The sequence below is a fragment of the Natronosalvus rutilus genome (assembly GCF_024204665.1).
GTDB classification, from domain to species: domain Archaea; phylum Halobacteriota; class Halobacteria; order Halobacteriales; family Natrialbaceae; genus Natronosalvus; species Natronosalvus rutilus.
In genome coordinates, this window is the sequence record NZ_CP100355.1 from 1,897,927 (window position 1) to 1,920,896 (window position 22,970).

The following is a 22,970-nucleotide window of genomic DNA, read 5'->3' on the forward strand; positions in this document are numbered from 1 at the left end:
AGTAGCGATAGTGGCGAGAACACACCGAGCACGGACGACTCTCCGCCTACTCAAAAATCGTCCACTCTCGCATCCATTTCGCCGTCTGGTTCGTAGTCGGGTATCGAGGAGGGCAGATCGGATTCGTCGAACTCGTCGATTTCTTCGACCAGGACGTTCTCCGTTGCCGCCCCTTGTACTCGTTGTGCCACCAATCCGCTGTGGGCAGCCTGCAGTTCCTCGACGGATAGTCCAAGCTCCAGAAACTCGAGGATCACCTGATCGAGTTCGTCCTGTGCACCGTCGACACCACGCACCAGCTTCTCCCCCGCTTCCGCAATCCGCTCCAGTTTCGACTCGGACATCAATTCCGGACTCGGAACCGGAACCGACGAAACTTCGTACGTGAGCAACTGAAGCGCCCCTCCGCCCTCGTGTCGGCCCCACAGTTCGAGCAGTACCTTGTACACCGTCGATTGGAGAACGGAGGGGAGCACGTCGTCGTACTCGATTATATCGACACACTGGATCGCGTTCGTCGGTGCGTACCCACCGGCGTTGTCGACCGTGAACACCCGTTCGTTGTAGAACACCGGATGTAAGACGTCCGGGACGAGCAGGTCTCCCAGGTTGAACCAGGGTTTGTGCTGAGACACGGTTCGTCCATCGGGGACGCCCTCTTCTTCCCCGTACTCAAGGTATCTAACCGTCGACGCGTACCCGTCGTTGTGCAACTCGTTCTTTACCGCTTCTGCTCGCTCGGTCGTCGAGCCCAGTCCGTCCTGGCGTGACTCGACAGTATCGACGTACGCTCCGAAATCGAGAAGGTACTGATCCGTATCCGTCACGCGATACGACTCCAGAGCTCGAATGGAACGAATCGCTGGCTGTAAGAACCGTTCGTCGATACCCCACTGTGTGACGTCCTGCTCGTCGAGCAAGAAAAATTCGTTGTTGCCCGTCTTGTTGCCGAACGCCACGTCTGCATACGTATCCAGCCGACGCATCTTGTCACTGTGTACGATCGGAATAAACGGGCTCGGACCGTACAGGTAGTGGCCGAGCTTTCGACCGCCCTGTCTCTCCAGGCGGGCCTGCGGGAGACTGATGACTCGGTACGATTCGTTCGTCTCGATTCCAAACGCCTTCCCGTCGGGGACCGACCGCCGAGCGCCCGCAATCGACGAAAGTTCCTCCGGTGACAACCGCTCTTTCACCCTGATGAAGTCCGTAACCGTCTCTCGACGTTCCACTTCGTCGGCACATCGTTCGGCGAACAACACCACCGTATCGACGAGTGCGGTGAACGCTCTGTCGGAGAACCCGACGATGGCGTGGACTTTCGCCTGATCGTACAGGAACTCCTGAAACGACTCGCCGTATTTCGTCGTCAGCCACTTCGTGGGGACGATGAATCCGAGGCGCCCCCCGTCTCGGAGGAACTGCAACGCGTGGGAGACGAAGTAGACGTACGCGTCGGACCTGGTGGATAATTTGTTCCGCCCGCTCGCGTATCGATTCGAGTTCTCCGCACCGTACTTCGTCAGGTGAGAACGGAAGTGGTCCCTGTCGGGAGACAGGTTCTCCTGGCGGATGTACGGCGGGTTCGCGACTACTGCGTCGTATTTCTTCGCCTCGTCTCTCACCCCGTCTCCCCGCGACAGCCGTCTGTCCCTGGGAGACACGTTGAAAAAGGAGTCGTTGACCGTGTGCAACTGGCTGGTTCGCTCATGGACGGTTCGTGACGCGAGATTGAGCGCCGTGAGGTGTAACGGGAATCGGTTGATGTCGACTGCGGTGACGTTGTCGAGGATCTCCTGGTGTGTTGCGGTGGGTGCAAGTTCCTGCATTCGGTGGTACGCTTTTACCGGAAACGTACCGCTTCCGGACGCCGGGTCGAGGACTCGAGGGACGCCATCTTCCTGCGGTTGCAGCGTCCAGTTACAGATCGCTTCGGCGATATCTGGATGGGTGTAAAACTGCCCGAGGGACTTTCGCTCGTGTTCCGGGATCAGTTCCTCGTACAGTTCTCCTACCAGGTCTTCGTCGACGGTAGAGAGGTTCTTCGCCTCGATGCTTCCATGCAGCGCACGAACGGCCGGCCGCGTTTTCGAGTTGTGTGGGTAGGCGGCGAACAACGACGCACCGTCGTCGAACACCGATTCGAAGTCGATTTCCGCCTGGAACTCTTCGAACTGCCGCGCTATTCGATTTTCACTATCGGCTGTCGAGGCGCCTTCGACGAGGGACTCGAGCGGATATCCGCTCTTCGTCTCCCTCGATTCGGACGTCTGTTCTCGAACGACCTCGTAGAATAGGATTTGACTGGCCAACAGGTACGCGTACTGTTTGGCGGCGAGGGAGAACTGTTCGGACTCCTCGAGTGACGCGTAGTCGTTCTCTCGGACCCACTCGTCGAACCTCTCGGCAAAATCGGGGTCGGTATCGTACGTTTCTCGAGCGAGAGCCCGGAACGTCGGCCAGACCGAGTCGTGGAACGAGCGAAGTGGGCCGACGATTCGGTCGCGTGGTCTCTGCTGGGGAAGTTCACCCTGGGTCGTGAGGGACTGAACCGCGTGGAAGATCGTCGAGAGACGGTCGTTTCCCGACGAATCGTCGAGGCCGACGTCACGGAAATCGAGATAGTAGTACTGAATCTTCGAGATTTCACGCTGGCCTGTGTAGTGAAACAGGAAGAAATCACGAGAGTTGCACGTGGCAAAATGTTCGACACCGGCCGCGTCGGCGTCGTCTCGAGCCTGCGTAATTACGTCGACGTCGAGGGGATAGACGCAATCGCGTTGCACATTGATGACGAGGCTCTCGATGACCTCGGATTCGACGACGATGTTCCCCAGTCCCCGTTCACCCCTCTCCTCGAGGCGAACGGAATCGACCGACGTTCGTTCGCGGTCGACGTAGTCTCGCAATCGCGTACAGAGAATACGGTGGAACTCCGATTCGGATGGAGTACCCGGCATAGTTTGGACTCAGACGGGTCCGTATTGATTCTATTGATCAACGGGCCACTCGAGTTCCGCTCGCCGAAACGGACGCAGGTACGACGGTGGTGAGGGCTCGAGGGCGACCAGTGTCTCCAGCTAGTTGTGGCTGTGGACCATCACGTGGCAACCACCGTTATCCGTGTCCGGCCGCTACAGTTGAGTATGTCCCCCTCCACTGAACCCTCCGAGCAAACGGCGCCTCAAAAGTCGATGCTCATTTGTTTCGTGTGCGGTCACGAAAGCCCCCTCGAAGCGGACTGGATCCGCCGAGTGCACGACGACGCCACCGACATCGAGTGTCCGACGTGTGGAACGACGATCACCTCTCGCCCGTCCAGCGCCGATTCGGTCACGGAGACCAAGGGCGGCCTTTGCTTCCATCCAGGCGACTGAGTCGTCGAAATGGCGTTCTCGGACGGCTGTTCGGAGTCGGCCAGAACCGCTCGTGGAGTGAGCGGATTCGTTCGTGCCAGTTCACTTCCTAGCGATGATCCTCCGACCATCTCACCGACACCCACGTCTCCCTATCCGACTGGAGTAAACGACCACGGGCGCGGTGGCCCGTGGCTTTTGTTGTTCCCTCAGCCTACGTCGTAAGCACTCCACGCGAAGCGATGTCGCGGGATGAGGTTGGGCGGTTTACAGAGCGCCCCGACCCAGACAGGCTCACCTTCCGAACAAACGGTTGGGTTTTGCGAGTCCGGTAATTAACCGATTCAACGTCGACGCCAGCGTGTTTCGCCCACGCTCGCCACGCCACATTCACACTCGCGTTTCGGTCAGCGTGGTCTTGCTGAACCTCGCACGAATCATTCGTGCAACGGAACCGCCGACCTTGGCGGTAGCCACGGTGTCCGCAGCACGAACACGACTTCGAGTTGTACGGAGACTCAACCGTCTCACACGGAATCTGGTTCCACGTCGCTTTGTATCGAACTTGTTGCTCGAACTTGTGGAACGGCAGTTTGTGCAGACGACGGTTCATGTACGTGCCGTACTTGATGGCGTCTCGAATCCCACTCAAGTCCTCGAACACAATAACAGGGTTCGAGAATTGTTGGGCAAACTCGACCACGACTCGGGACATACGGTGAAGAATCCACACTCAGTGTAGCGTTCTTCTTTCTCCCCGAGTTGGTGGTGGATGGAGTGTTGGCCGTGTTCTTGACAGCGTTTGGTGATGGTGTGGTAGCGTTGGCGTTCGGCTTTCACAGAGCCATAATCAAGCACGAGTGTTCCGAGCGTGCCCATCGTCTCACGGTTAAGAGCGGTGAGAGCGATGTTGCGCTCGTTAATATCGACGCCGACGAGTGTGTCAGTGTCTTCAGGTTCAGGCACTTCGACTTCTGTTTTAACCGTGACGTGTAGGTAGTACACGCCATCTCGGTACAGAAGTTCGGCCTGCCCCAACGACCACTCATCTTCGGTCAAGGCGGATTCGATGAGGTGGAGGTCTTCCGGTCGCCCACGAAGGTGCCCTTTCACCTTCTTGTACGGCTTCGGACTCACACGGAACTGAATACGGCCCGTCTCGTCGTTGTAGGTGAGTCGGTAGCCTTCGGTGTGTGCCATGACGAGCGGGTATGCTCCTTTCTTGTTCGTGGCGGGTGGCGACGGTTTCCCAACGTTGGTGTCGTCTTGGCCGTGCCACCAGTTGAGGAGTTCTTTGTAGGAGTCCCACGCTTGCAGGGCTTTCCCGACGACCGCGCACCGACCTGCCGAGCGCCAATGGCGACGTTGTTTCCGACGAGGAGTTAAACCCACGCGATTGGTTCGACGGGACGGTAGAAACCCTCACCCTGGAAGGCCAGGTTGACGACCGAGAGCGTGTCAGTCCTCGAGAGATTACGGCCTCACAGGTTAGCGAGCAAACCGAGGTAATCTATCTCATCGAAGAAGATGGCACGCTCGAAATAAGCACCATGGTAGTGGGCAATGCGTGTAATCGCGCGATGAGCAGTAAGCTCGCGCTGTGAGCGGTGTACTCCCGGGACTACCGGTTGAACCCGGAGGAAGACGGTCGATCGCTTCGCTCGCACTGTGACTTCCAGGGCTTCGAAACCCGCTTCGACATTCTCGCTCGCTCGAAAATTCGCTCCGATGGACTCGCCGGGATTGAGCAAACCCGACGGGTTTGCGATGTTCGACGAGTCAACGACTCGACGAGCGAAGCGACGTGAAGGAGTGGACTCGCCGGGATTTGAACCCGGGGCCTCTTCCTTGCGAAGGAAGCGATCTGCCACTGATCTACGAGCCCTCGAGGAATTCTATCCGTGGTTCGTACTTGTAGCTTGTGTTTCGGGGTAGGTTCGACATGGAGTGCCGTGCTCGAGTTCGAGCAATAGGTCTCCATCATGCCGTCACGTCGTCACGCTGTCGCCCGCCCGCTTCGAACGGCCCGCGAGACCTCTAGGACGCCCAGGCGACCGGCTACGAGCCCCACCAAAAAGCCGGTGAAGTGGGCGACCAGCGCGACGCCTGGCGCGCCGGTGGCGACCGTGATGATGGCCGAGAGGACGACGAACGCCAGCAGCGTCGCCCAGAGCGGAACCTCGACGTGGGCGGCCACGCTGTCGGAGATGCGGTTACCGGCGATCAAGTACCCCATCAGCGCGAAGACGGCGCCGCTGGCCCCGAGGACGCCTGCCGTCGAGCCACCGACGAACGAGGCGACTGCCCCCGTCACGAGGATCTGTGAGATACCGGCGAGGGCGCCGGTCACCACGAAGAACGTGTGAAAGCGAAGCCGGGTCGTCGCACGAGCGATCGGCCAACCGAAGACGATCAGCCCGATGCTATTCGAGACGAGGTGACCCACGCCGCCGTGAGCGTAGACACTCGTGACAATCGTCCATGGGTTGGACTCGAGCGGTGGCGCGAGGACGAAGAGGCCGGCCATCAGGCCGAGGCTGAACATCGCTGCGATCCCCTGCAAGACGAACACGATCGCGAACAGGCCGAGCGTCTCGAGGATCGGGCTCGCGGAGTCAGACGCCATACTGTGTGTTCGTCGATCGGACACAAAAGTATGTACCGCGAATGTGCGCTGCGGGGTTGCGTGACAACTCGGGTTCGCTCCGAGTCTCGGTCATATACCCCAGTGCAGTCGCTCGAGCGTCGAATAAACGAGTGAAAAACGAATCTCGTGACTCGAGAAGCGAAACTCGAACCCGAGAACGAGAGAACCGCCTCAGTCCTCGAGGACGATCTCGATCGAGACGTCGTTCGGCACCTGGATGCGCATGAGCTGTCGGAGTGCGCGTTCGTCGGCGTCCAGATCGATCAGGCGCTTGTGGACGCGCATCTCCCAGTGCTCCCACGTAGCGGTGCCTTCGCCGTCAGGCGACTTTCGCGTTGGCACCTCGAGCGTCTTCGTTGGCAGCGGGATCGGCCCGCTGAGGTTGACGCCGGTGTTGTTCGCAATCTCGCGGACGTCTGCACAGATGTTGTCCAGATCGTTCGGGTTGGTGCCCGCGAGTCGAACGCGTGCTTGCTGCATTTATTTCTCGTCGACGCTCAGGACCTTGCCGGCGGCGATGGTCTGACCCATGTCGCGGATGGCGAAGCTCCCGAGTTCGGGGATCTCGCTTGCTGGCTCGATGCTGAGGGGCTTCTGCGGTCGGATCGTGACGACCGCGGCGTCGCCCGACTGGATGAAGTCGGGGTTCTCCTCGGACACCTCGCCGCTCGAGGGGTCCATCTTCTTGTCGATGGACTCGATCGTGCAGGCGACCTGGCTGGTGTGAGCGTGGAAGACCGGGGTGTATCCCGCGGTGATCACGCTGGGGTGCTGCATGACGATGATCTGGGCCTGGAAGGTCTCAGCGACCGTCGGCGGGTCGTCGGCGGGGCCACAGACGTCACCGCGGCGGATGTCGTCCTTGCCGATGCCGCGGACGTTGAATCCGACGTTGTCGCCGGGGCCGGCCTGAGGCACTTCTTCGTGGTGCATTTCGATCGTCTTCACTTCGCCGCCCACGTCGCTGGGCTGGAAGGAGACGTTGTCGCCGACGTTCATCGTCCCGGTCTCGAGGCGTCCAACGGGGACGGTCCCGATACCGGAGATGGTGTAGACGTCCTGGATGGGGAGACGCAGCGGTGCGTCCGATGCCTCGTCAGCCTCGGGCAGGTCGTTGAGAGACTCGAGGAGGGTACGGCCGTCGTACCAGGGCGTGTTGTCGGAGGACTCCGCGATGTTGTCGCCCTCGAAGGCCGAGATCGGGATGAACGAGTCGTCCGAGACCTGGAACTGGACCTGGTTGAGGAGCTTGTTGACCTCGTCGACGACTTCCTTGTAGGAGTCTTCGGAGTAGTCGACGACGTCCATCTTGTTGATGCCGATGATGAGCTCGTTGATACCGAGCGTACGGGCCAGGAAGACGTGCTCCTGGGTCTGGGGCGCGACACCGTCGTCGGCGGCGACGACGAGGACGGCGTTGTCGGCCTGGGAGGCGCCCGTGATCATGTTCTTGACGAAGTCACGGTGACCAGGACAGTCGACGATGGTGAAGTAGTACTTCTCCGTGTCGAACTCCTGGTGGGCGATGTCGATGGTGACACCGCGCTCTCGCTCCTCGGCGAGGTTGTCCATGACGTAGGCGAACTCGAAGCCGCCCTTGCCCTTCTCTTCGGCTTCCTGTCGGTGCTGCTCGATGACGTGCTCGGGTACGCTTCCTGTCTCGAACAGGAGGCGTCCGACCAGCGTACTCTTTCCGTGGTCGACGTGGCCGATGATGGCCAGGTTCTGGTGCGGTTTGTCGCTCATTGTTGTAGCTCACGCGCAAAGGCGCTTATATCGGTCTCTTTTGGCCGATGCGGTTAAAACCATTTCGAAAGCGTATTCGTGCCACCCCGTCGCTTGCTTGCGGTTTGTGAGTGGTGCGCACGCCCTGACGGTGTTCGTTGCTGACCGGACGGTCGCTCACTCGAGCCTGGCGTCAGTGTGACGAACCACGGGGTGATGGCACAGGACTCCTGGGGCACTCTCGAGTCCTCAGAGTCGGCCCACGTCCGAGAGCACCGCAGTCGCCGTCTCCGGGCCGCCTGCGCCGCGGCCGCTCGAGTAGAGGTCGCCCGCGTGGCGCGTCTGAATCTGGACGATGTTTCGCGTGCCGGAGACGGCCATCGCGCCGTTTTCTGGGACGAGTCGCGGGCCGACGCGCACCCCCTCCCGGGTCGCCTCCCCGACCAGGCGAATCGTTCGGCCGTCCTCGGCCGCAAGTTCGAGCGCGCTCGGCGGAACGTCCTGGATGCCGGTCACGTCGGCGTCCTCGAGGGAGAACCCGCCGTCAGCGAGGACGTTGGCCAGGATGACGCACTTGAGCGCGGCGTCGGTGCCGTCGACGTCGAACGTCGGGTCTGCCTCCGCGACACCGAGGTCCTGGGCCTCAGCGAGGACGTGCTCGTACTCGAGGCCCTCCGCGGCCATTCGCGTCAGGATGAAGTTCGCCGTCCCGTTGAGGACGCCGCGAACAGCGGTAACGGCCTGGGGCGTGCAGTCCTCGATGGTCGAGAGCACCGGAATCGCGCCGCCGACGGCGGCCTCGAACCGGACCGACCCCGCGCTCTCGCGCTCGAGCGCACGAACGTCCTCGTAGCGCTCGGCAACCGGGCCCTTGTTCGCGAGCACGACGTGTTTGTCGTCGGCCAGCGTGCGCTCGACGTGGGAGAAGCCGGGTTCGGCCTCGCCGAGGGTTGTCGGGGTCGCCTCGACCAGGACGTCGTAATCGGTCTCGAAGACTCGATCCGGATCGCTCGAGCCGAGGGCCTCGTCGCTCGCCGCTCGTTCGAGCGCCGACTCGACGTCGATTTCCTCGTCCTCGTCGGCGACGGCGGCCTGACTCGAGTTCGCCAGGGCGACGACTTCGTGTCCGTACTCGCCGGCGAGTTCCGCGACCGAACCGCCGACGGCCCCCGCGCCGAGAATCGCGAGGCGCATCAGATCTCACCTCCCGACAGCGGCTCGATCAGGCTGAGCCCCTTCTCGTCGGCGAGTGACCGAAGAGCCTCCAGGACGGTCTCGCGTCGACCCGTGTCCACGGCAAGGCGAAGTCGCGCGCTCGAGATCGCGTCGGTCCCGTCGGGAGCGTTCAGCGAGAGGTCGAGGACGCCGGCGTGGGCTTCGCCTTCGATCCGCGAGAGCGAATCCGAGAGGTCGGTCTCGACGAGGTGGCCGACGAGCACCACGGTCAGTTCTTCACCGTAGCGCTCGGGTCCGGCCTGGATGACGTTGATGCCGGCCTCGCGCAACCCGTCGACGACGTCGTCAAACCGGGCCGGGACGCACTCGAGGTCGACCTCGACGGGGATGTGACCCCGCGGCGTGATGTTTCCGCGTTCGTGGTGGATGCTCAGGAGGTTGCCGCCGTGCTCGCTGATCGGCGCCAGTGCCCGGAGGAGTTCGCCTGGTTCGTCGACCAGCTCGAGGCGGACGGTGTAGGCCTGTCGGCCGCCGTCGGTCTCGGGCGAGTTGTCTTCACCGTCGGCCGCAGCGTCGGTGTCGCCGTCGGCCCCGGAGTCGGCCGCAGTCCCTGTTGTCGACGACCCGGAAGCGTACTCGTCACTCATCGACGATCCCTCCCGACGGTCGTCCACGCGTCGTCATGGCTCCATCTGCGTAACGGGCATAAAAAAGCGTATAGGCGCCGCCAAAACTGACCGGCGGTGTCAGCAGGTGCCACGGTCAGGCTTCAAAAGTGGTCCTTCCCCGGGTTCGAGGACCCCCAGTCGCCGCGTCCGCCCTCGGTTCGGTCGATGCCCATGATCGACTCGGCCTGGTCGGGTCCGCCGAGACTCTCGCGCGGGTCGGGAACCCGGACGGTGATGTCGGAGATTTCGGGCCAGGTCAACAATTCGGCCTCGATGTTGCTGGTCGTGATGTCCGCGACCTCACAGCCGGTACAGCCGCCGCCGAGTTCGATGATCACCTCGCCGGTCTCCGGATCGGCCTCGCGGACGGCGCTCGTCCCGCCGTGCATCTTGATGATCGGCATCTCGCGGGTGAGCCACTGCTCGACGCGCGCTTTCAGTGGCTCGTCGTCGGCGTCGGTCATTGGGCGTCCTAGGAAGCCGACCGCCGAAAGGGTTTGGTTTACCGGCGACGACGCCAGGCCTCGAGCGCGAGCGTCCCGCCGACGACCCCCGCTGCGCCCGTGGCGGTGAATCCGGGGGTCGAATCCGATTCGGATTCCTCGGCTCCGGCGTCTGCGTCGGCCGTCTCGTTGTCACCGGGATCGCTTTCGTTTTCGTCGTTGCCCGTGTCAGTTTCATTTCCGTCGTTGCCGGTGCCGGTTTCATTTCCGTCGGCATCTTCACTGGGATCTCCCGTGTCGCCCTCGAACGACGGCGGATCGACCTGTTCGCCGGCCTCGCTCGCGAAGACGTACAGCGCGCCCTCGGTTCCGGCGTTAGGGAGAATCGACGTACTGCTGGCGACGAACGTCGCCGACGGCTCGAGCACCCGTGCCGTCCAGAAGGCGGCAACGGACGGGTCTCGCCAGGCGGCGATCTCCTCGGGGTCCTCGAGCGTCGAGAGGTCGTAGAGCTTCACGCCACCACGGTACCACGAGGAGTAGAGGTGGCCGTCGTGAAGTTCGAAGTTGTGCGAGGTCGTCCACTGGCCGGCCTCGTAGGCGCCGTTGGGCGTCTCCGGCGCGTCGATGGTCGCTGCGTGGACGGGATTTTCGCTGTCGCTGACGTCGTAGAGGTCGATGCCGCCGTGTCGGTCGGCCTCGGGTGCGTCGGTCACCCAGGCCTCTCGGCCCACCGCGAGGATCGACCCGGTGTCGTCGAGCGCGCCGTAGTGGTCGTTGCCGGGGAGTCCGGTGTAGTAGTCCATCATCTCGGCGTCGCTGATCTCGAGTTGCTCCTCGAGCGACGTGTCCGATACGTGTGAAACGTACGTCGGGTCGCTCGGATCGCTCACGTCGACGAGGTAGGTACCGGCGTTCCAGAAGGGGAGGACGGCAATATCGTCGTGGACGGTTACGTCGTGAAGGTACCAGAGGAAGTGGTTGGTGACGTCGTCCCATCGCGGCTCGTGATCGAGCAACGACCACTCACCGAGCAACTCGGGGTCGTCCTCGCTCAGGTCGTAGATTTCGACCGCGTTTGGCCGCCGATTCTGCCCTACCTCGTTGCGGGGAAGGTAGAGACGGTCTCCCTCGAAAAAGCAGTTGTGGAGGTGATACCCCGTCTCGACGGGATCGCCGATCAGCATCGGATTCGCGGGGTCGTTCACGTCGTACTGGAGAAAGCCGTGGAATACGTCGGTCCCGCCGGGATTTGCCGGCCCGGGGACGATCAGGCGGTCGCCGCTGACCTCGACGTCGAGGATTTCGGTGAACGAGCGGTCTTCGTTCTCGACGTCCTCGAGAAGGAATCGGCGGTCGGCCAGCACCTGCGGATCGGCCGGATCGCTCACGTCGACGGTCGCAAAGCCGTTGACGGTCGCGAGGTAGGCCGTGTCGCGGTCGTCTCCGACGACGACTTCGCACGCTCCGTCTACGGGGACCGATCCCAGGGGTTCGTAGGATTCCTGTGCTGTCGAGGCGGCGACGGCGGATCCGCTCGAGACGCCAGGGCCGAGGCCGATGCCGACACCACAGGCGCCAGCGACCGATCGAAGGAGGGCTCGTCGTTGCATATTCTCAACACGAACCTCGAGTATAAAACATTGTCCGATGCCGGTGGCCCACTGTCCTCGTAGTGGACGCCGCCGGCCCCGCTACCCGCGCAGTCGACGCCGATCACCGGTCCCCTCGGTCATCGCGCTCGCCAACGCCCCCTCGAGGACGACGTCATCACCGTGTTCGGTGACAGTAATCTCGGGAACGTTCGACATCACCATTTCGGGGACTCGTTCGCGAATGGGGTCAACCACGAGGTCCTCGTTGTGCAAGACGACGGCGCCGCCGAGGGAGACGACCAGCGGCGCATAGGAGTGAACGATGTTCGTGATGCCGATGACGTTCCAGTGGGCGACCTGTTCGATCGTGTGGTCGGCCAATTCGTCCTGGCCCGCCAGGTCGAAGACGTCCTTGGCCGTGAAGTCGGGGTCCTCGAGGGGCAGGCTGGTGTCGATCGTCGGATCGTCCTCGGCCAGCAGACGGGCGTACTCGGGGATGTTGTTCCCGGAGCAGTAGCCCTCCCAGTGGCCCTCCTTGCCACAGCCACAGGTCAGTCGTCCGCGCGGGTCGACGACGCAGTGGCCGACCTCGCCGGCGTTGCCGTCCCAGCCGGCGATGATCTGCCCGTCACAGCACACCCCCGCGCCAATTCCCGAGGAGATGGTGACGTACACCATGTCGTCGGGGTTCCGGTCGGAGTGGAATCGTTCGCCGATGACGCCCGCGTTAGTGTCGTTGTGGAGGTAGACCTCTCCGGAGTCGACGAGCACCGAAATCGGGCCCGTTAGTGGGATTCGATCGACCGTGTCCGGAAAGTTCGCGGGGTCGATCACTGCCCCTTCGGCGAGGTCGAACGGGCCGATCGAGCCGATGCCGACGGCCTCGACCCGCGCTGGTTCGACCCCGGCGTCCGCGCAGGCTTCCCGCAACGTCGCGAGCACCTTCTCGGTCACGTCGATCCCGGTCGGGCCTCGAGGCGTTCCGTTCTTGCTCGAGCCGACGGTTCGGCCCTCACCGTCGCCGACGACCGCACGAACGTTGGTCGCGCCGAGGTCGACGCCCGCGTAGTAGACCATTCCTATCCGTGCAACCGACGCCCCCACACTTAACTACATACATCCTTACTCGAGGGCGAGTACACCACCCAATGCACGTGTCAACACGCGTCTCGAGTCGACCGGCCGAACTAACGAGAGGGTAAATTCGTCATCGTGTCGGGAGAAAGGTCGTACCCGAGTCACTTCTCGTGTCAATCCTGGATTAGACTTCGTTCGTCCCAGGTGGACGAAAAATCCGGCACCGTCGAATCACTCACTGGTTGACGATTTCGATTGTCACAGATGCCACAAGTGGACAACGCGCTACTCAGCGCAAGGGTCGGTAGAAAGCGACATCGGCGTGCCCCATAGTGGTTGGGCCATAACGGGACACGCCAGTTGTCCATAGCGAGTGTGCCCTCAAGTAGTTTGTGTGATTATCTGAGTGAACAGTGTCTCCTCGCTCGATCCGCCGGAACGGTTCTAGTCCGAGCGCAGTCTACGACACGAATCCTTTTCCGTCACCGCCGCCAACCGCACACGTTCGGAAAACCGGACTCGTGGTTGGGCCATGACACAGGAAGAACGCATCTCAGAGGCGATTAGTCTGCTGCAGGAACTCGGACTCAAGGAGTACGAAGCGCGCTGTTTTCTGGCGCTCACACAACTGTCCACCGGCACGGCGAAGGAGATCCACGAAATCTCCGAGGTGCCTCGGACGCGAGTGTACGATGCAATCGGTGTACTCGAGTCACAGGGACTGGTCGAAGTACAGCACGCGAGCCCACAGCGGTTTCGAGCCGTGGGAATCGCCGAGGCGACGCGGACGCTCCGCCGGAAGTACGACGCCCGTATCGAATCGCTCGAAACGTCTCTCCAGACTATCGAACGCCGAAAACTCGAGGAGGACGACACCCAGCTCCAGGAAGTGTGGTCGCTGATGGGAAACGAAGCGATCGAGTCGCGGACGCTCGACCTCATCGACGGTGCGGAATCAGAAATCGCGCTGCTCGTCGTCGACGAGGAACTGCTGTCGAAAACGCTGTTCGAGCGCATCGAGGCGGCCCGAGAACGAGACCTCTCGATTCTTCTCGGCGGGCAAACGGAGTCGATCACCGCGCAACTCGGGACGGGACTCCCCAACGTCCGCACGTTCGAGACCGGCCTGGACTGGCTCACCGGACCGGCGGTCGCCCACGAGGTTGCGATCAGCCGGATCCTGCTCGTCGACCGCGAGACGTTGCTGATCGGATCGTACTATCCAGACGCCGACGACGGGAAGACGAAAGAGCAGGCGGTGTTCGCGCGCGGTCTCGAGAACGGAATCGTGGTGCTGTTGCGTCGACTGGTGTCGGCGGGATTGCCCCCTTCGAACGACCCGGGAAACGCGTAGGCGGATAGGTGAAGTGGTCGGCGATGCTTTCCGTTCGCGGATCGGGAGCAATTCTTGACCACTCGTCGTGCAGCGTTACGGTGATGAGGGATCGTTCGGTTCTGAGACGATCAGTTCGTCACCGTCGAATCGGACCTGGTAGCGGTCGATCGAAATTGTGACGGCGATCGATTCCGATTTCCGCTCTCGGACGCGGATATCGAACGCTTCCAGGTCGGCGTGATCGTAGAGCGTCGTCTCGAACACGGTCAGCAACTCGGCTGGGTCGACGCTCTCGACGGTCGCGAGGGCGTCGATCACGGCGAAACTCGGTGCCGTTGCCGACCAGTCGTACGTCTTCCGGAGACAAACGGCAGCCGATTCTGACACCTGCGCATCCCCCTCTCGATCACTACTGACCATTTCTCGTCCAACGCGGCCAAACAGCATTAAACTGGTGTGATGATGTGAGTGAATAATTGAACAGGGTCACGCGGATCGACTGTCGTCGAGTCGCCACGTGAAGATGGCTCGCAGGACGACGACGAGACTGTTGCGGTCGCCAGCGCCCCAGATCGCCGTCTCCTCGATCTCGTCGGCACCGCTAGCCCCGTTCACGAGCGCGCTGACGAGCGCCGTCTCTTCGTCGGTGATCAACAGGCTCCCGGCGGGTGTATCCTGCCACTCCCAGAGGGTTTCGAACAGCTCGATCGACGGCACCTCCTCCCGAACGCGATCTTCGACCGCCCCCGAGATGCCCGCCAGATAGATATCGACCCCCCGGTCGGCGGCGGCCTGCAGCGCGTCGATATGGGCGTCGGTGAGTAACTCGTCGACGGTCATGTAGACGATCTGCTCGTCTGCCTCAGTGATGAACTCGTCGATGCGGGAGGTCACTGCCTCTCGACCGGTGACCGTCCAGACGCCGAACTGCTCGCGCTGTGGCTGGGCGGGGCCGATCTCCTCCAGACACTCCCTGAGTTCGGTAATCGTGGTTTCGCGTTTGGTGTTGAGCATACGGACGATGGTCTCCTTCGAGATCACCGTAAATTTTCGCGGCGTCGTGTGCTGGATGTCGACGAACCCCAGTTCGTGGAGTCGATCCGCCGCTTCGTACACCCGTGTTCGGGGAACGTTGTTGACACGAGTGATGTCCTGCGCAGTACCCGTCCCGAGCCGCAAGAGGTTGATGAGCGTCTGGGCTTCGTACTGGGACAACCCAAGATCCTGTAACCGGTCGAGTGCCTCGGCTTCAGCCTGCTCTTCGTCGAACGCTACCATAGTTGATCCGTCCATGGAGAGCGCAAAAAGCCTACCTCACGGTGACACGCTCGAGTCGGCCTCGAGTCACGTTGTGAGAAGACTACTCGAGTTCAGTGGTGACGAACTGGTGCAGTTTTTCGACGTGGTCGTTCGGGTGATAGCGAACCGTTTCCGTTCGGTCGTCGTATTCGACGAGGCCGGCCTCTTCCAGTTTCGGGAGATGGTTGTGATACAAATCGAGAAGAAGTCGTTCGGAACTCATCGTTTCACCTGGGCCTGGGGGAGGGTTCTCCGGCGATAGGTGCTCGGCGAGTTCGTCCAGCGCCACATCGTTTCGCTCACTCTCGATCAACTGCGTGAGAACCGATCGGCGTCGTTGGTTGGCGACGAGGTGTAGCGCCGTTTCGGTCGATATGTTGTAGGTGGTCTGACTCATTGTATTCCCAATTCAATCTTATGACGGTCGCTACGCGGATTAACCCCACAGTTCACTCGCATCCTCACACTCCAGGTGCTGACAGATCACGACTGGGCAGGGTGTTCTACACCTGCACTCTCGAAAAGAGAGGGTGGCTCCAGAGCTATTCCTCCCGACCGAACCTGACAATTAGTGCGCCCGTGGTCGAACTCGAGTTCGCTTGCCCCAGCCTGGCGTAGCCACTTTTGTCTCGCTCAGCTCGTTCCTCGCTCGCAAAATCTGGACCAAACGACCAGGCACTCCTCGAGACTCGAGTCTCGCTACTCGACCTCGAGTTCGATCGCCGCTCCTTGACCAAATCCAACGCAGAGCGTCGCCAACCCGCGGCCGCCACCGTGCTCGAGCAACGCGTGAATCAGCGCGACGGGCAGTCGGGCGCCCGAGGCGCCGAGCGGGTGGCCGATCGCGATGGCGCCGCCGTTGACGTTGAACTTCTCGTTGTCGATGCCGAGTTCGTCCCGGCTGTAGACGGTCTGGCTCGCGAACGCCTCGTTGAGTTCCACCAGGTCGTAGTCCTCGATGTCCCGACCGGTGCGCTCGAGCAGCCCCCGGGTAGCGGGGACCGGGCCGATGCCCATTACGGTGGGGTCGACGCCGGCGACGTTGTTCGAACCGACCGTCGCCATGATCTCGAGGTCGTGTTCCTCGGCGAAGGCCTCGCTCGTGACCATCACACCCGCCGCTCCGTCGGAGATCTGGGAGGCGTTTCCGGGCGTCACGGTTCCGTTGCCCTTGAAGACCGTCGGGAGGCCCGCCAGGGTCTCGAGGTCGGTGTCGGGGCGGATGCCCTCGTCTTCGGTGACGGTGCCGTCCTCGGTTTCGATGGGGACGATCTGATCCTCGAAGCGCCCCTCCTCGGTCGCGGCATGGGCACGCTGGTGGCTCTGGAGCGCGTACTCGTCCTGGGTCTCGCGGTCGACGTCGTAGCGCTCGGCGACCTTCTCGGCGGTCATTCCCATCTGGAGTTCGCCGACGTTGTACTCGGTCGCGAGCTGGGGGTGGAGCGTCGCGTAGCTGTCGCCCATCGACACCTTCGACATGTTCTCGACGCCGCCGGCGATGATGCACTCGCGCTGGCCGGCGCGGATGGCGTCGGAGGCGGAGATGATGGCCTGCATCGAGGAGGCACACCAACGGTTGATCGTCGTCGCCGGCACGGACTCGCCCAGATCCGAGAGCAACGCGATGACGCGGGCGATGTTGTTGTCCTGCTCCTCGCGCTGCTGGGCACAGCCCCACATCAGATCGTCGACGTCCTCGCCCGAGATGCCGGTCTCGGCGAGCATCTCGTCGATCAGCGGAATGGAGAGATCCTCGCTGCGAATGTCGGCGAACACGCCGCCGTCTTTCCCTTGGGGGGTCCGGACAGCCTGGACGATCACTGGCGTCTGTGTCATACCGACTCGCACGTTCCTCACGAACTTAAATGGCCGTAGAACTCGAGGAGACGCGCGCAAAGTTTACGAACCAGAGCAGTAAACTATCGTCCGACTCGAGACGGGGCCACCACATCGTGTACGGTGAAAAATGGATTTTAGCTTACCGTAGTATATTGAGGTGTGCGAACGAGTCCCTAGTCGATGGGATTCGATCGACAGGTGCTGGCAGTCGCCCTCGTCGCCCTGCTCGTAGGCTCGAGCGTGGGATTCGCCTTCGCTGGCGAACTCGGTGGGACGAGGCCGGCGGCAGCCGACACCAACGGACTGGAGAATCGACAGCTATCGAACGACACTCCTCAGCCGAGTATCGAGCAGTTCGACACCGAGGCGGCGTTCGCCGACTACCTGCGAGCGTCGAACGAGGGCTCCGGGTCCTTCGGCTTCGGGATGGGCGGGCCGGTCGACACCGTCGAGGAAGAAGCTACCGACGACGCTGCGGACGGAGACGGAGCGAGCGGTAACGGTGGGAACGGCAACGGGAACGACGCGGCCAGCGGTGACTCGTCCTCGGGTGCCGACGAACGCCGCTACGCCGAGACGAACGTCCAGGAGGCGATGCTGGACGAGCCCGACATCCTGAAGACCGACGGCCAGACCGTCTACTACGGCGACCGGCGCTTCCACGGTGGGAGCGCGACCCACGTCATCGACGCCTCGACGCCGAACGACCCGACGGCGCTGAGCGAGATTCCGCGCTCGGGCGAGATGCTCCTGACCGACGACGACGTCCTGGTGCAGTTCGACCGCAATCGCCTGCGCGGCTACGACGTCTCGAGCCCCGAAGATCCCGAAGCGGCCTGGTCGACGGACTTCGAGGGTCACCTCGAGGCGGCTCGCCTCTACGACGGCGACATCTACCTCGTCATGGCCGACCGCGTCTCGCCGGCCGAACCCTGTCCGGTCGAGCCGCTCGGCGACGACGGCCCCGCGGTCGACTGTACGGACGTCCACTACCCGAGCGATCAGAACGGCGCCGACACGGTGTACACGACGCTGCGCCTGGACCCCACAAGCGGCGAGGTCACGGACTCGGTGAGTTTCCTCGGGTCGTCGTACACGACCGCAACCTACGTCTCCGAGAACGGCGTCTACCTGACGTACGTGGACTCGCCGTCCCACGCCGACGTTCGCCTCGAGTTCCTCCTGACGATCGGTGAGGCGTACCTCGACGACCGGGCGCTCGAGCGACTCGAACGTTTGCAGGGCTACGACCTCTCTGAACACGCGACGATGGTGGAAATCGAAGCCATCCTCGCTGACTGGCGGGCCGGACTCGACGACGACGAGCGCCGCACCAAAGAGCGCGAACTCCGCGAGGCCTGGGAGGAGTACGTCGAGGAGAACAAGCGAGCGTTCGACCGGACGGGGATCGTCAAGGTCGGATTCGGTGGCGACCTCTCCGTCGACGCCGGCGGCGCCGTCCCCGGTACGCCGCTCAACCAGTGGTCGATGGACGAACACGACGACCACCTGCGCATCGCGACGACGATCAACGCCCCGGGGGCCGAGTGGGAGAACGACCTCTACGTGCTCGATTCAGACCTCGAGGTGACCGGCTCGGTCACCGGTATGGGCGTCGACGAGCGGGTCTACTCCGTGCGCTACGAGGGCGACAAGGCCTACGTCGTCACGTTCCGCCAGATCGACCCGTTCCACGTCATCGACGTCTCCGACCACGAAAACCCGGTGCTCGAGGGTGAACTCAAGCTCCCGGGCTACTCCGACTACCTCCACCCGCTCGGCGAGGAACGAATTCTGGGAATCGGACAGGAAGACGGGAAGGTCAAGGCCGTCATCTTCGATGCGAGCGATCCCGAGAACCCGGTGATCGAGGACGACGAGATCCTCGAGGACCGCTGGTCGGCCGTCAGCGAGAGTCACAACGCCTTCCTGCTCGACGAACGCCACGGCGTGTTCTTCCTGCCGGGCAGCGAGGGCGGCCACGTCTACGCCTACGAGGACGGCCTCGAGCACGTGATGACCGTCGACACCGATGGTCCGGCCTTCCGGGCGACCTACATCGACGACTCGCTGTACGTCTTTGGCGAGGGCGAACTGGTCGTCGTCGACCAGACGACCTGGGAGGAGGTGAAGCGACTCGAGCTTTAGCGATCGAGCTACTCGAGATTTCTCGGAACAAATCGAATGGCGCCCGCGCTCTATGACGAATCCGAGTCGGTACCACTCGAGGTGGTTTACGACCTCCTGTTCCCGATCCCCGTTTTCTCCGGCGAGACGTTCGCGACTAGCGAGTGGAGGTAGAACCAGCGTCGAGTCCACAGTTGATAGGCCGTCGAGATCGCGAAGACGACGAGGAACGCGCTAGCCGTGAGGACGGTCGGCACCGTCGAGAGAAATGGAACCCCGGCGCTGGTAGCGACGACCGTCACGAGCGCGAGTACCCCGAGCGTTCGGTAGTAGCCGGCCCAGGAGATGCCGTGACGCATCACGACTTCCATGTACAGGTCGACCTGCCGAGCCGAGTCGCGAAGTTCGACCGTCTTTCGGTCGTCGTCGTACTCGATGACCCCCAAGGCGTCTAACTTGGGCAGGTGCGTCTGGTGAAGCGAATTGTAGACGCTCTCGCGAACGTTGCGCGGCGCCGGCGATTCGCCGGTTTCAAGTTCAGCGATTCGCTCCGAAAGCTCTCGGAGTGTTACTGGCGTGAGCCGCGCCTCGAGGTGTCTGATGACGTGTCGGCGTCGACTGTTGCGAAGGATATCGTGGATTTCCTTCGGATCGATTCGGCTCTTCTTTTGGTTTGTCGCGAGCATATTCCCCCATCTGCTGCCGGATCGTGGTTCCGGTTGTCCTGCACGTTCCTCCCCCCAGAGGACCGGCTGTCGTACACCCGAAACTGATTTGATTGTCACATATAAATATACCAGTCTGTTCACAAGTCGGGACGAAAAACACCAGGGGGCAGCGCGTCAAACGACGTGTTCGAATGGTGGAATGACTGACCCTCTCCCTCGCAGGAGTGACCTACCCTGCATAGAGGGCGCTTACTCCGGTCGAATCGATCGTTTCGGCCGTTTGAACGGGCCGTTCTGCTAGCGATCGTCTCATTAGCAGTGTTCGATCCAGTAATTAGCTAATGGCGGGGAGAATGCAGTGGTTCTCACGTTCGGGCCGACCGATGACGGGCGGCTCGGACTCGTGCAACCATGACCGAAGGATACGATCTCTCACGACGGAAGGTGCTGACCGGCCTCGGAACGATCGGGGTCGCCGGTGCTGTCGCCGGAATGGGAACGACTGCGTACTTTAGCGACGAGGAATCGTTCGAAGACAACTCGATCAACGCAGGGACATTCTCGATGGACGTCGAGCTCCTCGACCTCGAGGGGGCCGTCGATCAGGACGGAATGGGTCCCGACGAGGACGACTGGTACTCCGAATCGGAGGGGGACAACGCGATGGTCGGAGCCTCTCTCAACATTAGCGACCTGAAGCCCGGTGACTCCTACAAATTCTGCTGGTGTATCAGAGTTCACGACAACCCTGGCGTCGTTCGGGCGTTCATCCCGTGGGAGTCCATCGATTCAAAGACGGGTTATGAGGCAGGTAACGTCCGCGCTGCGGATATTTACGACATCGACGAGGATGACGACTTCGAGAACCTGCTCGGCTCGGAAGACATCACGGTTTCAAAGAACCTCCACGTGTGCGAGGGAAGGGAACTGGGTGAGCCGTTCTTCGAGGAGGATATCACGTACGAACCAGACGACAGCGGCGAATACGATCACGACGGCGGTCTCGGAAACTGGGTTAGCAGCCTTTCGAACGGCGAGTACTCGAGCCAGGATGGTGTTCCCATCGGTTCACACAACGGTGTCGGTCACCGGACTGATGGGAACCTCGATGAGGGCGAAGCCGATTACGTTCTGATCGGCCCCACCGGTCAGGGTGCCGACTACGAGGCGGTGGCCTACTGCATCGAAATCACGGTAAGCGAGGAGGCTGGCAACGAACTCCAGGGAGCCGAGCTATCGTTCGACCTGCAGTTCCTCGCCGAGCAGGCCCGCCACAACGATCACCCGTTCTCCGACATGGCCACGAGGCCGACGGGAGATGGGATCGACGATTGGGACGACCTCCCGAGATAGTCCCCACAGCGAATTACCCACGCCGGTGTTTGACGGCGGTTCGACTCCGCCGGTGGGTTTCCCCAGGAGGGGATACAGATGACAGACGACGGAATCGAACTAACGCGACGGAAGATCCTCGGGAGCGTCGGCGCAGTTGGCCTCGCCGGCGCCGGTGCGGGATTAGGTACGAGCGCGTATTTCAGCGACGAGGAAACGTTCCGGAACAACACGATCAACGCGGGCGAATTCGATCTTCTGCTCGACTATCGACTGACCTACCACGGGGGGTCAGGGCGTCTCGAGCATATCCGTGAAATGAAGGATGGACGATACGCGGATGCGAAGGAACTCGACGAAGAGGAAGGTGTCTACCTCCTGGAACAAGTTCCAGACGCGATGGTGATCGTTGACGGCGAGTACCTCAAATGGGACGAGGCTGTCCGTGAGGTCGGCTGGTGCGACCACAAGCTACGGAAAGAGATGGTCAACGGCGACGAAATAGCGCCGATCGAACTCGGGGACGTCAAACCCGGGGATTCGGGCTGTCTTACGACGAGTCTCCACCTCTGTGACAATGCGGGATACATCTGGATGAACGGTGGACTGACGGCGAACGACGATAATGGATTTACCGACCCGGAGTCGGAAGTCGACGCGACGGTTGGAGCCGGAGATGGGGAGCTGGCAAATAATATTGAAACGCGCGTATGGTACGACGAGAACTGCGACTGCGAACTCGATCAAGAAGGGGAGGGCGGGGGAACGGTCGACATCGTGCTCGTCCTCGACCGGTCCGGTTCGATGTCGAGCTCGATGACGGCAATGAAGGATGCCGCGAAAGGACTCGTGGACGAACTCGATAACGCCGTTGCCAACGTTGGCGTCGTGAGCTACTCGAGTTCGGCGACGCTCGACCAAAAACTGACCAGCGACCACGGCACCGTAAAAACAGCCATTGACGGATTGTCCTCGAGCGGCCAGACCCATATCGTCGACGGCGTGGAAACGGCACAGGAGGAACTCACTGACGGGACAAACGCCCGCCCCGACGCGGAGAAGATCATGGTCGTCATGTCCGACGGGGAACACAATCAGGGCGGCGATCCGGTGGATGCGGCCGACGACGCCAAAGGTGAGGGTATCGAAATATACACCGTCGCGTTCGGCTCTGCGGACGAAAGTACTCTGCAGGATATGGCCAGCGATCCGTGGGATGCTCACTTCTTCCAGGCCGCCAACGAGAACGAGCTGATCGACGCCTTCAGCCAGATCGGTCGGATCATCGCCGGTGAACGCGTTATCTTCGAAGGAACGCTCGAGGAACTCACGTCGCTCCTTTCGACGGGCCACGGCATCCCGCTCGACGGGAATCGAGAGACCAGCTACGACGAGGTCGTCGACGGCGAGCCTGCCGACGGAGACGACGATCACCGCGAGCCGTTCGGCCCGAAGCGAACCCACTGTATCGGTCTCGAATGGGAGCTCCCACCCACCGTCGGAAACGAGGTGCAGTCGGACTCGGTCGTCTTCGACGTCGGCTTCTACGCCGAACAGGCGCGGCACAACGACGGGAGGGGCGTCTCGTCGTAAGCGGAAATTCGAAGATAGGGTTTAACGGCAGCTACCGATGCGAAGCCGGGGCCTGATGAATCGAACGGAGGTCATAACCAAAAGCGGAA

General features: G+C 61.9%; 19 protein-coding genes, 1 tRNA gene and 1 pseudogene. 5 read left to right on the forward strand and 16 right to left on the reverse strand.

The window, feature by feature from the left end:
• Positions 1–50: 50 nt before the first annotated feature.
• Positions 51–2,960 (reverse strand): Eco57I restriction-modification methylase domain-containing protein, encoded by a 2,910-nt coding sequence (locus NGM29_RS09195; RefSeq protein WP_254155638.1) that lies wholly within the window; start codon positions 2,958–2,960, stop codon positions 51–53.
• 234 nt (positions 2,961–3,194) lie between these two features.
• Between NGM29_RS09195 and NGM29_RS21590 the strand changes: the two genes are divergently transcribed.
• Positions 3,195–3,377, forward strand: coding sequence for a DUF8106 domain-containing protein (locus NGM29_RS21590; protein WP_484549579.1), 183 nt, complete (start codon positions 3,195–3,197; stop codon positions 3,375–3,377).
• Between the two features lie 193 nt (positions 3,378–3,570).
• On the opposite strand, the pseudogene NGM29_RS21455 reads toward NGM29_RS21590, so the two are convergent.
• The 10 genes and pseudogenes from NGM29_RS21455 to NGM29_RS09250 all read right to left on the reverse strand — a co-directional run.
• Positions 3,571–4,697: pseudogene (locus tag NGM29_RS21455) on the reverse strand (RNA-guided endonuclease TnpB family protein); the annotation flags it as partial.
• Between the two features lie 472 nt (positions 4,698–5,169).
• Positions 5,170–5,241: transfer RNA gene (locus tag NGM29_RS09210), tRNA-Ala, on the reverse strand.
• Positions 5,242–5,352: 111 nt separating this feature from the next.
• Positions 5,353–5,982 (reverse strand): rhomboid family intramembrane serine protease, encoded by a 630-nt coding sequence (locus tag NGM29_RS09215; protein ID WP_254155641.1) that lies wholly within the window; start codon positions 5,980–5,982, stop codon positions 5,353–5,355.
• A 192-nt stretch (positions 5,983–6,174) separates the two neighbouring features.
• On the reverse strand, positions 6,175–6,483 hold the full coding sequence (gene rpsJ, locus NGM29_RS09220; protein WP_253434333.1) for a 30S ribosomal protein S10: 309 nt from the start codon (positions 6,481–6,483) through the stop codon (positions 6,175–6,177).
• A complete protein-coding gene (gene tuf, locus NGM29_RS09225) occupies positions 6,484–7,749 on the reverse strand; it encodes a translation elongation factor EF-1 subunit alpha (RefSeq protein ID WP_254155644.1) in 1,266 nt (421 codons plus the stop codon).
• A gap of 228 nt (positions 7,750–7,977) precedes the next feature.
• Complete coding sequence (locus tag NGM29_RS09230; protein WP_254155646.1) at positions 7,978–8,922, reverse strand: homoserine dehydrogenase; 945 nt, start codon at positions 8,920–8,922, stop codon at positions 7,978–7,980.
• Entirely contained in the window at positions 8,922–9,551 is a 630-nt protein-coding gene (locus NGM29_RS09235) for an amino acid-binding protein (protein WP_254155653.1), read from the reverse strand. Before NGM29_RS09235 ends, NGM29_RS09230 begins: the two co-directional genes overlap by 1 nt.
• A gap of 122 nt (positions 9,552–9,673) precedes the next feature.
• On the reverse strand, positions 9,674–10,036 hold the full coding sequence (locus NGM29_RS09240) for a NifU family protein (protein WP_254155655.1): 363 nt from the start codon (positions 10,034–10,036) through the stop codon (positions 9,674–9,676).
• Positions 10,037–10,074: 38 nt separating this feature from the next.
• A complete protein-coding gene (locus tag NGM29_RS09245; protein WP_254155657.1) occupies positions 10,075–11,628 on the reverse strand; it encodes an LVIVD repeat-containing protein in 1,554 nt (517 codons plus the stop codon).
• A gap of 81 nt (positions 11,629–11,709) precedes the next feature.
• Positions 11,710–12,687, reverse strand: coding sequence for an ROK family protein (locus NGM29_RS09250; protein ID WP_254155659.1), 978 nt, complete (start codon positions 12,685–12,687; stop codon positions 11,710–11,712).
• A gap of 532 nt (positions 12,688–13,219) precedes the next feature.
• Between NGM29_RS09250 and NGM29_RS09255 the strand changes: the two genes are divergently transcribed.
• Positions 13,220–14,041, forward strand: a complete 822-nt coding sequence (locus tag NGM29_RS09255; RefSeq protein WP_254155660.1) for a TrmB family transcriptional regulator — start codon at positions 13,220–13,222, stop codon at positions 14,039–14,041.
• Between the two features lie 75 nt (positions 14,042–14,116).
• Here the strand turns inward: NGM29_RS09255 and NGM29_RS09260 are convergent, their stop codons facing one another.
• The 4 genes from NGM29_RS09260 to NGM29_RS09275 form a co-directional block, all read right to left on the reverse strand.
• Positions 14,117–14,443, reverse strand: a complete 327-nt coding sequence (locus tag NGM29_RS09260) for a HalOD1 output domain-containing protein (protein WP_254155661.1) — start codon at positions 14,441–14,443, stop codon at positions 14,117–14,119.
• 66 nt (positions 14,444–14,509) lie between these two features.
• Entirely contained in the window at positions 14,510–15,301 is a 792-nt protein-coding gene (locus NGM29_RS09265; protein WP_254155663.1) for a TrmB family transcriptional regulator, read from the reverse strand.
• A gap of 82 nt (positions 15,302–15,383) precedes the next feature.
• Positions 15,384–15,719 carry a DUF7344 domain-containing protein gene (locus NGM29_RS21460; RefSeq protein WP_425499128.1) on the reverse strand — a complete coding sequence of 112 codons (336 nt, stop codon included), beginning with the start codon at positions 15,717–15,719 and terminating at the stop codon, positions 15,384–15,386.
• Positions 15,720–16,021: 302 nt separating this feature from the next.
• Positions 16,022–17,158: a thiolase family protein gene (locus tag NGM29_RS09275; protein WP_254155667.1), complete on the reverse strand. Its 1,137-nt coding sequence runs from the start codon at positions 17,156–17,158 to the stop codon at positions 16,022–16,024.
• A 183-nt stretch (positions 17,159–17,341) separates the two neighbouring features.
• Here NGM29_RS09275 and NGM29_RS09280 point away from each other — a divergent pair, with 183 nt between their 5' ends.
• The gene (locus NGM29_RS09280; protein ID WP_254155669.1) at positions 17,342–19,309 is read left to right on the forward strand and encodes a beta-propeller domain-containing protein; all 1,968 of its coding nucleotides are present in this window, start codon (positions 17,342–17,344) and stop codon (positions 19,307–19,309) included.
• Between the two features lie 86 nt (positions 19,310–19,395).
• On the opposite strand, the gene NGM29_RS09285 is transcribed toward NGM29_RS09280, so the two are convergent.
• On the reverse strand, positions 19,396–19,974 hold the full coding sequence (locus NGM29_RS09285) for a DUF7344 domain-containing protein (RefSeq protein ID WP_254155671.1): 579 nt from the start codon (positions 19,972–19,974) through the stop codon (positions 19,396–19,398).
• A gap of 393 nt (positions 19,975–20,367) precedes the next feature.
• Between NGM29_RS09285 and NGM29_RS09290 the strand changes: the two genes are divergently transcribed.
• Positions 20,368–21,309, forward strand: coding sequence for a SipW-dependent-type signal peptide-containing protein (locus NGM29_RS09290; protein ID WP_254155673.1), 942 nt, complete (start codon positions 20,368–20,370; stop codon positions 21,307–21,309).
• 78 nt (positions 21,310–21,387) lie between these two features.
• A complete protein-coding gene (locus NGM29_RS09295) occupies positions 21,388–22,881 on the forward strand; it encodes a vWA domain-containing protein (RefSeq protein WP_254155675.1) in 1,494 nt (497 codons plus the stop codon).
• Positions 22,882–22,970: the final 89 nt, after the last annotated feature.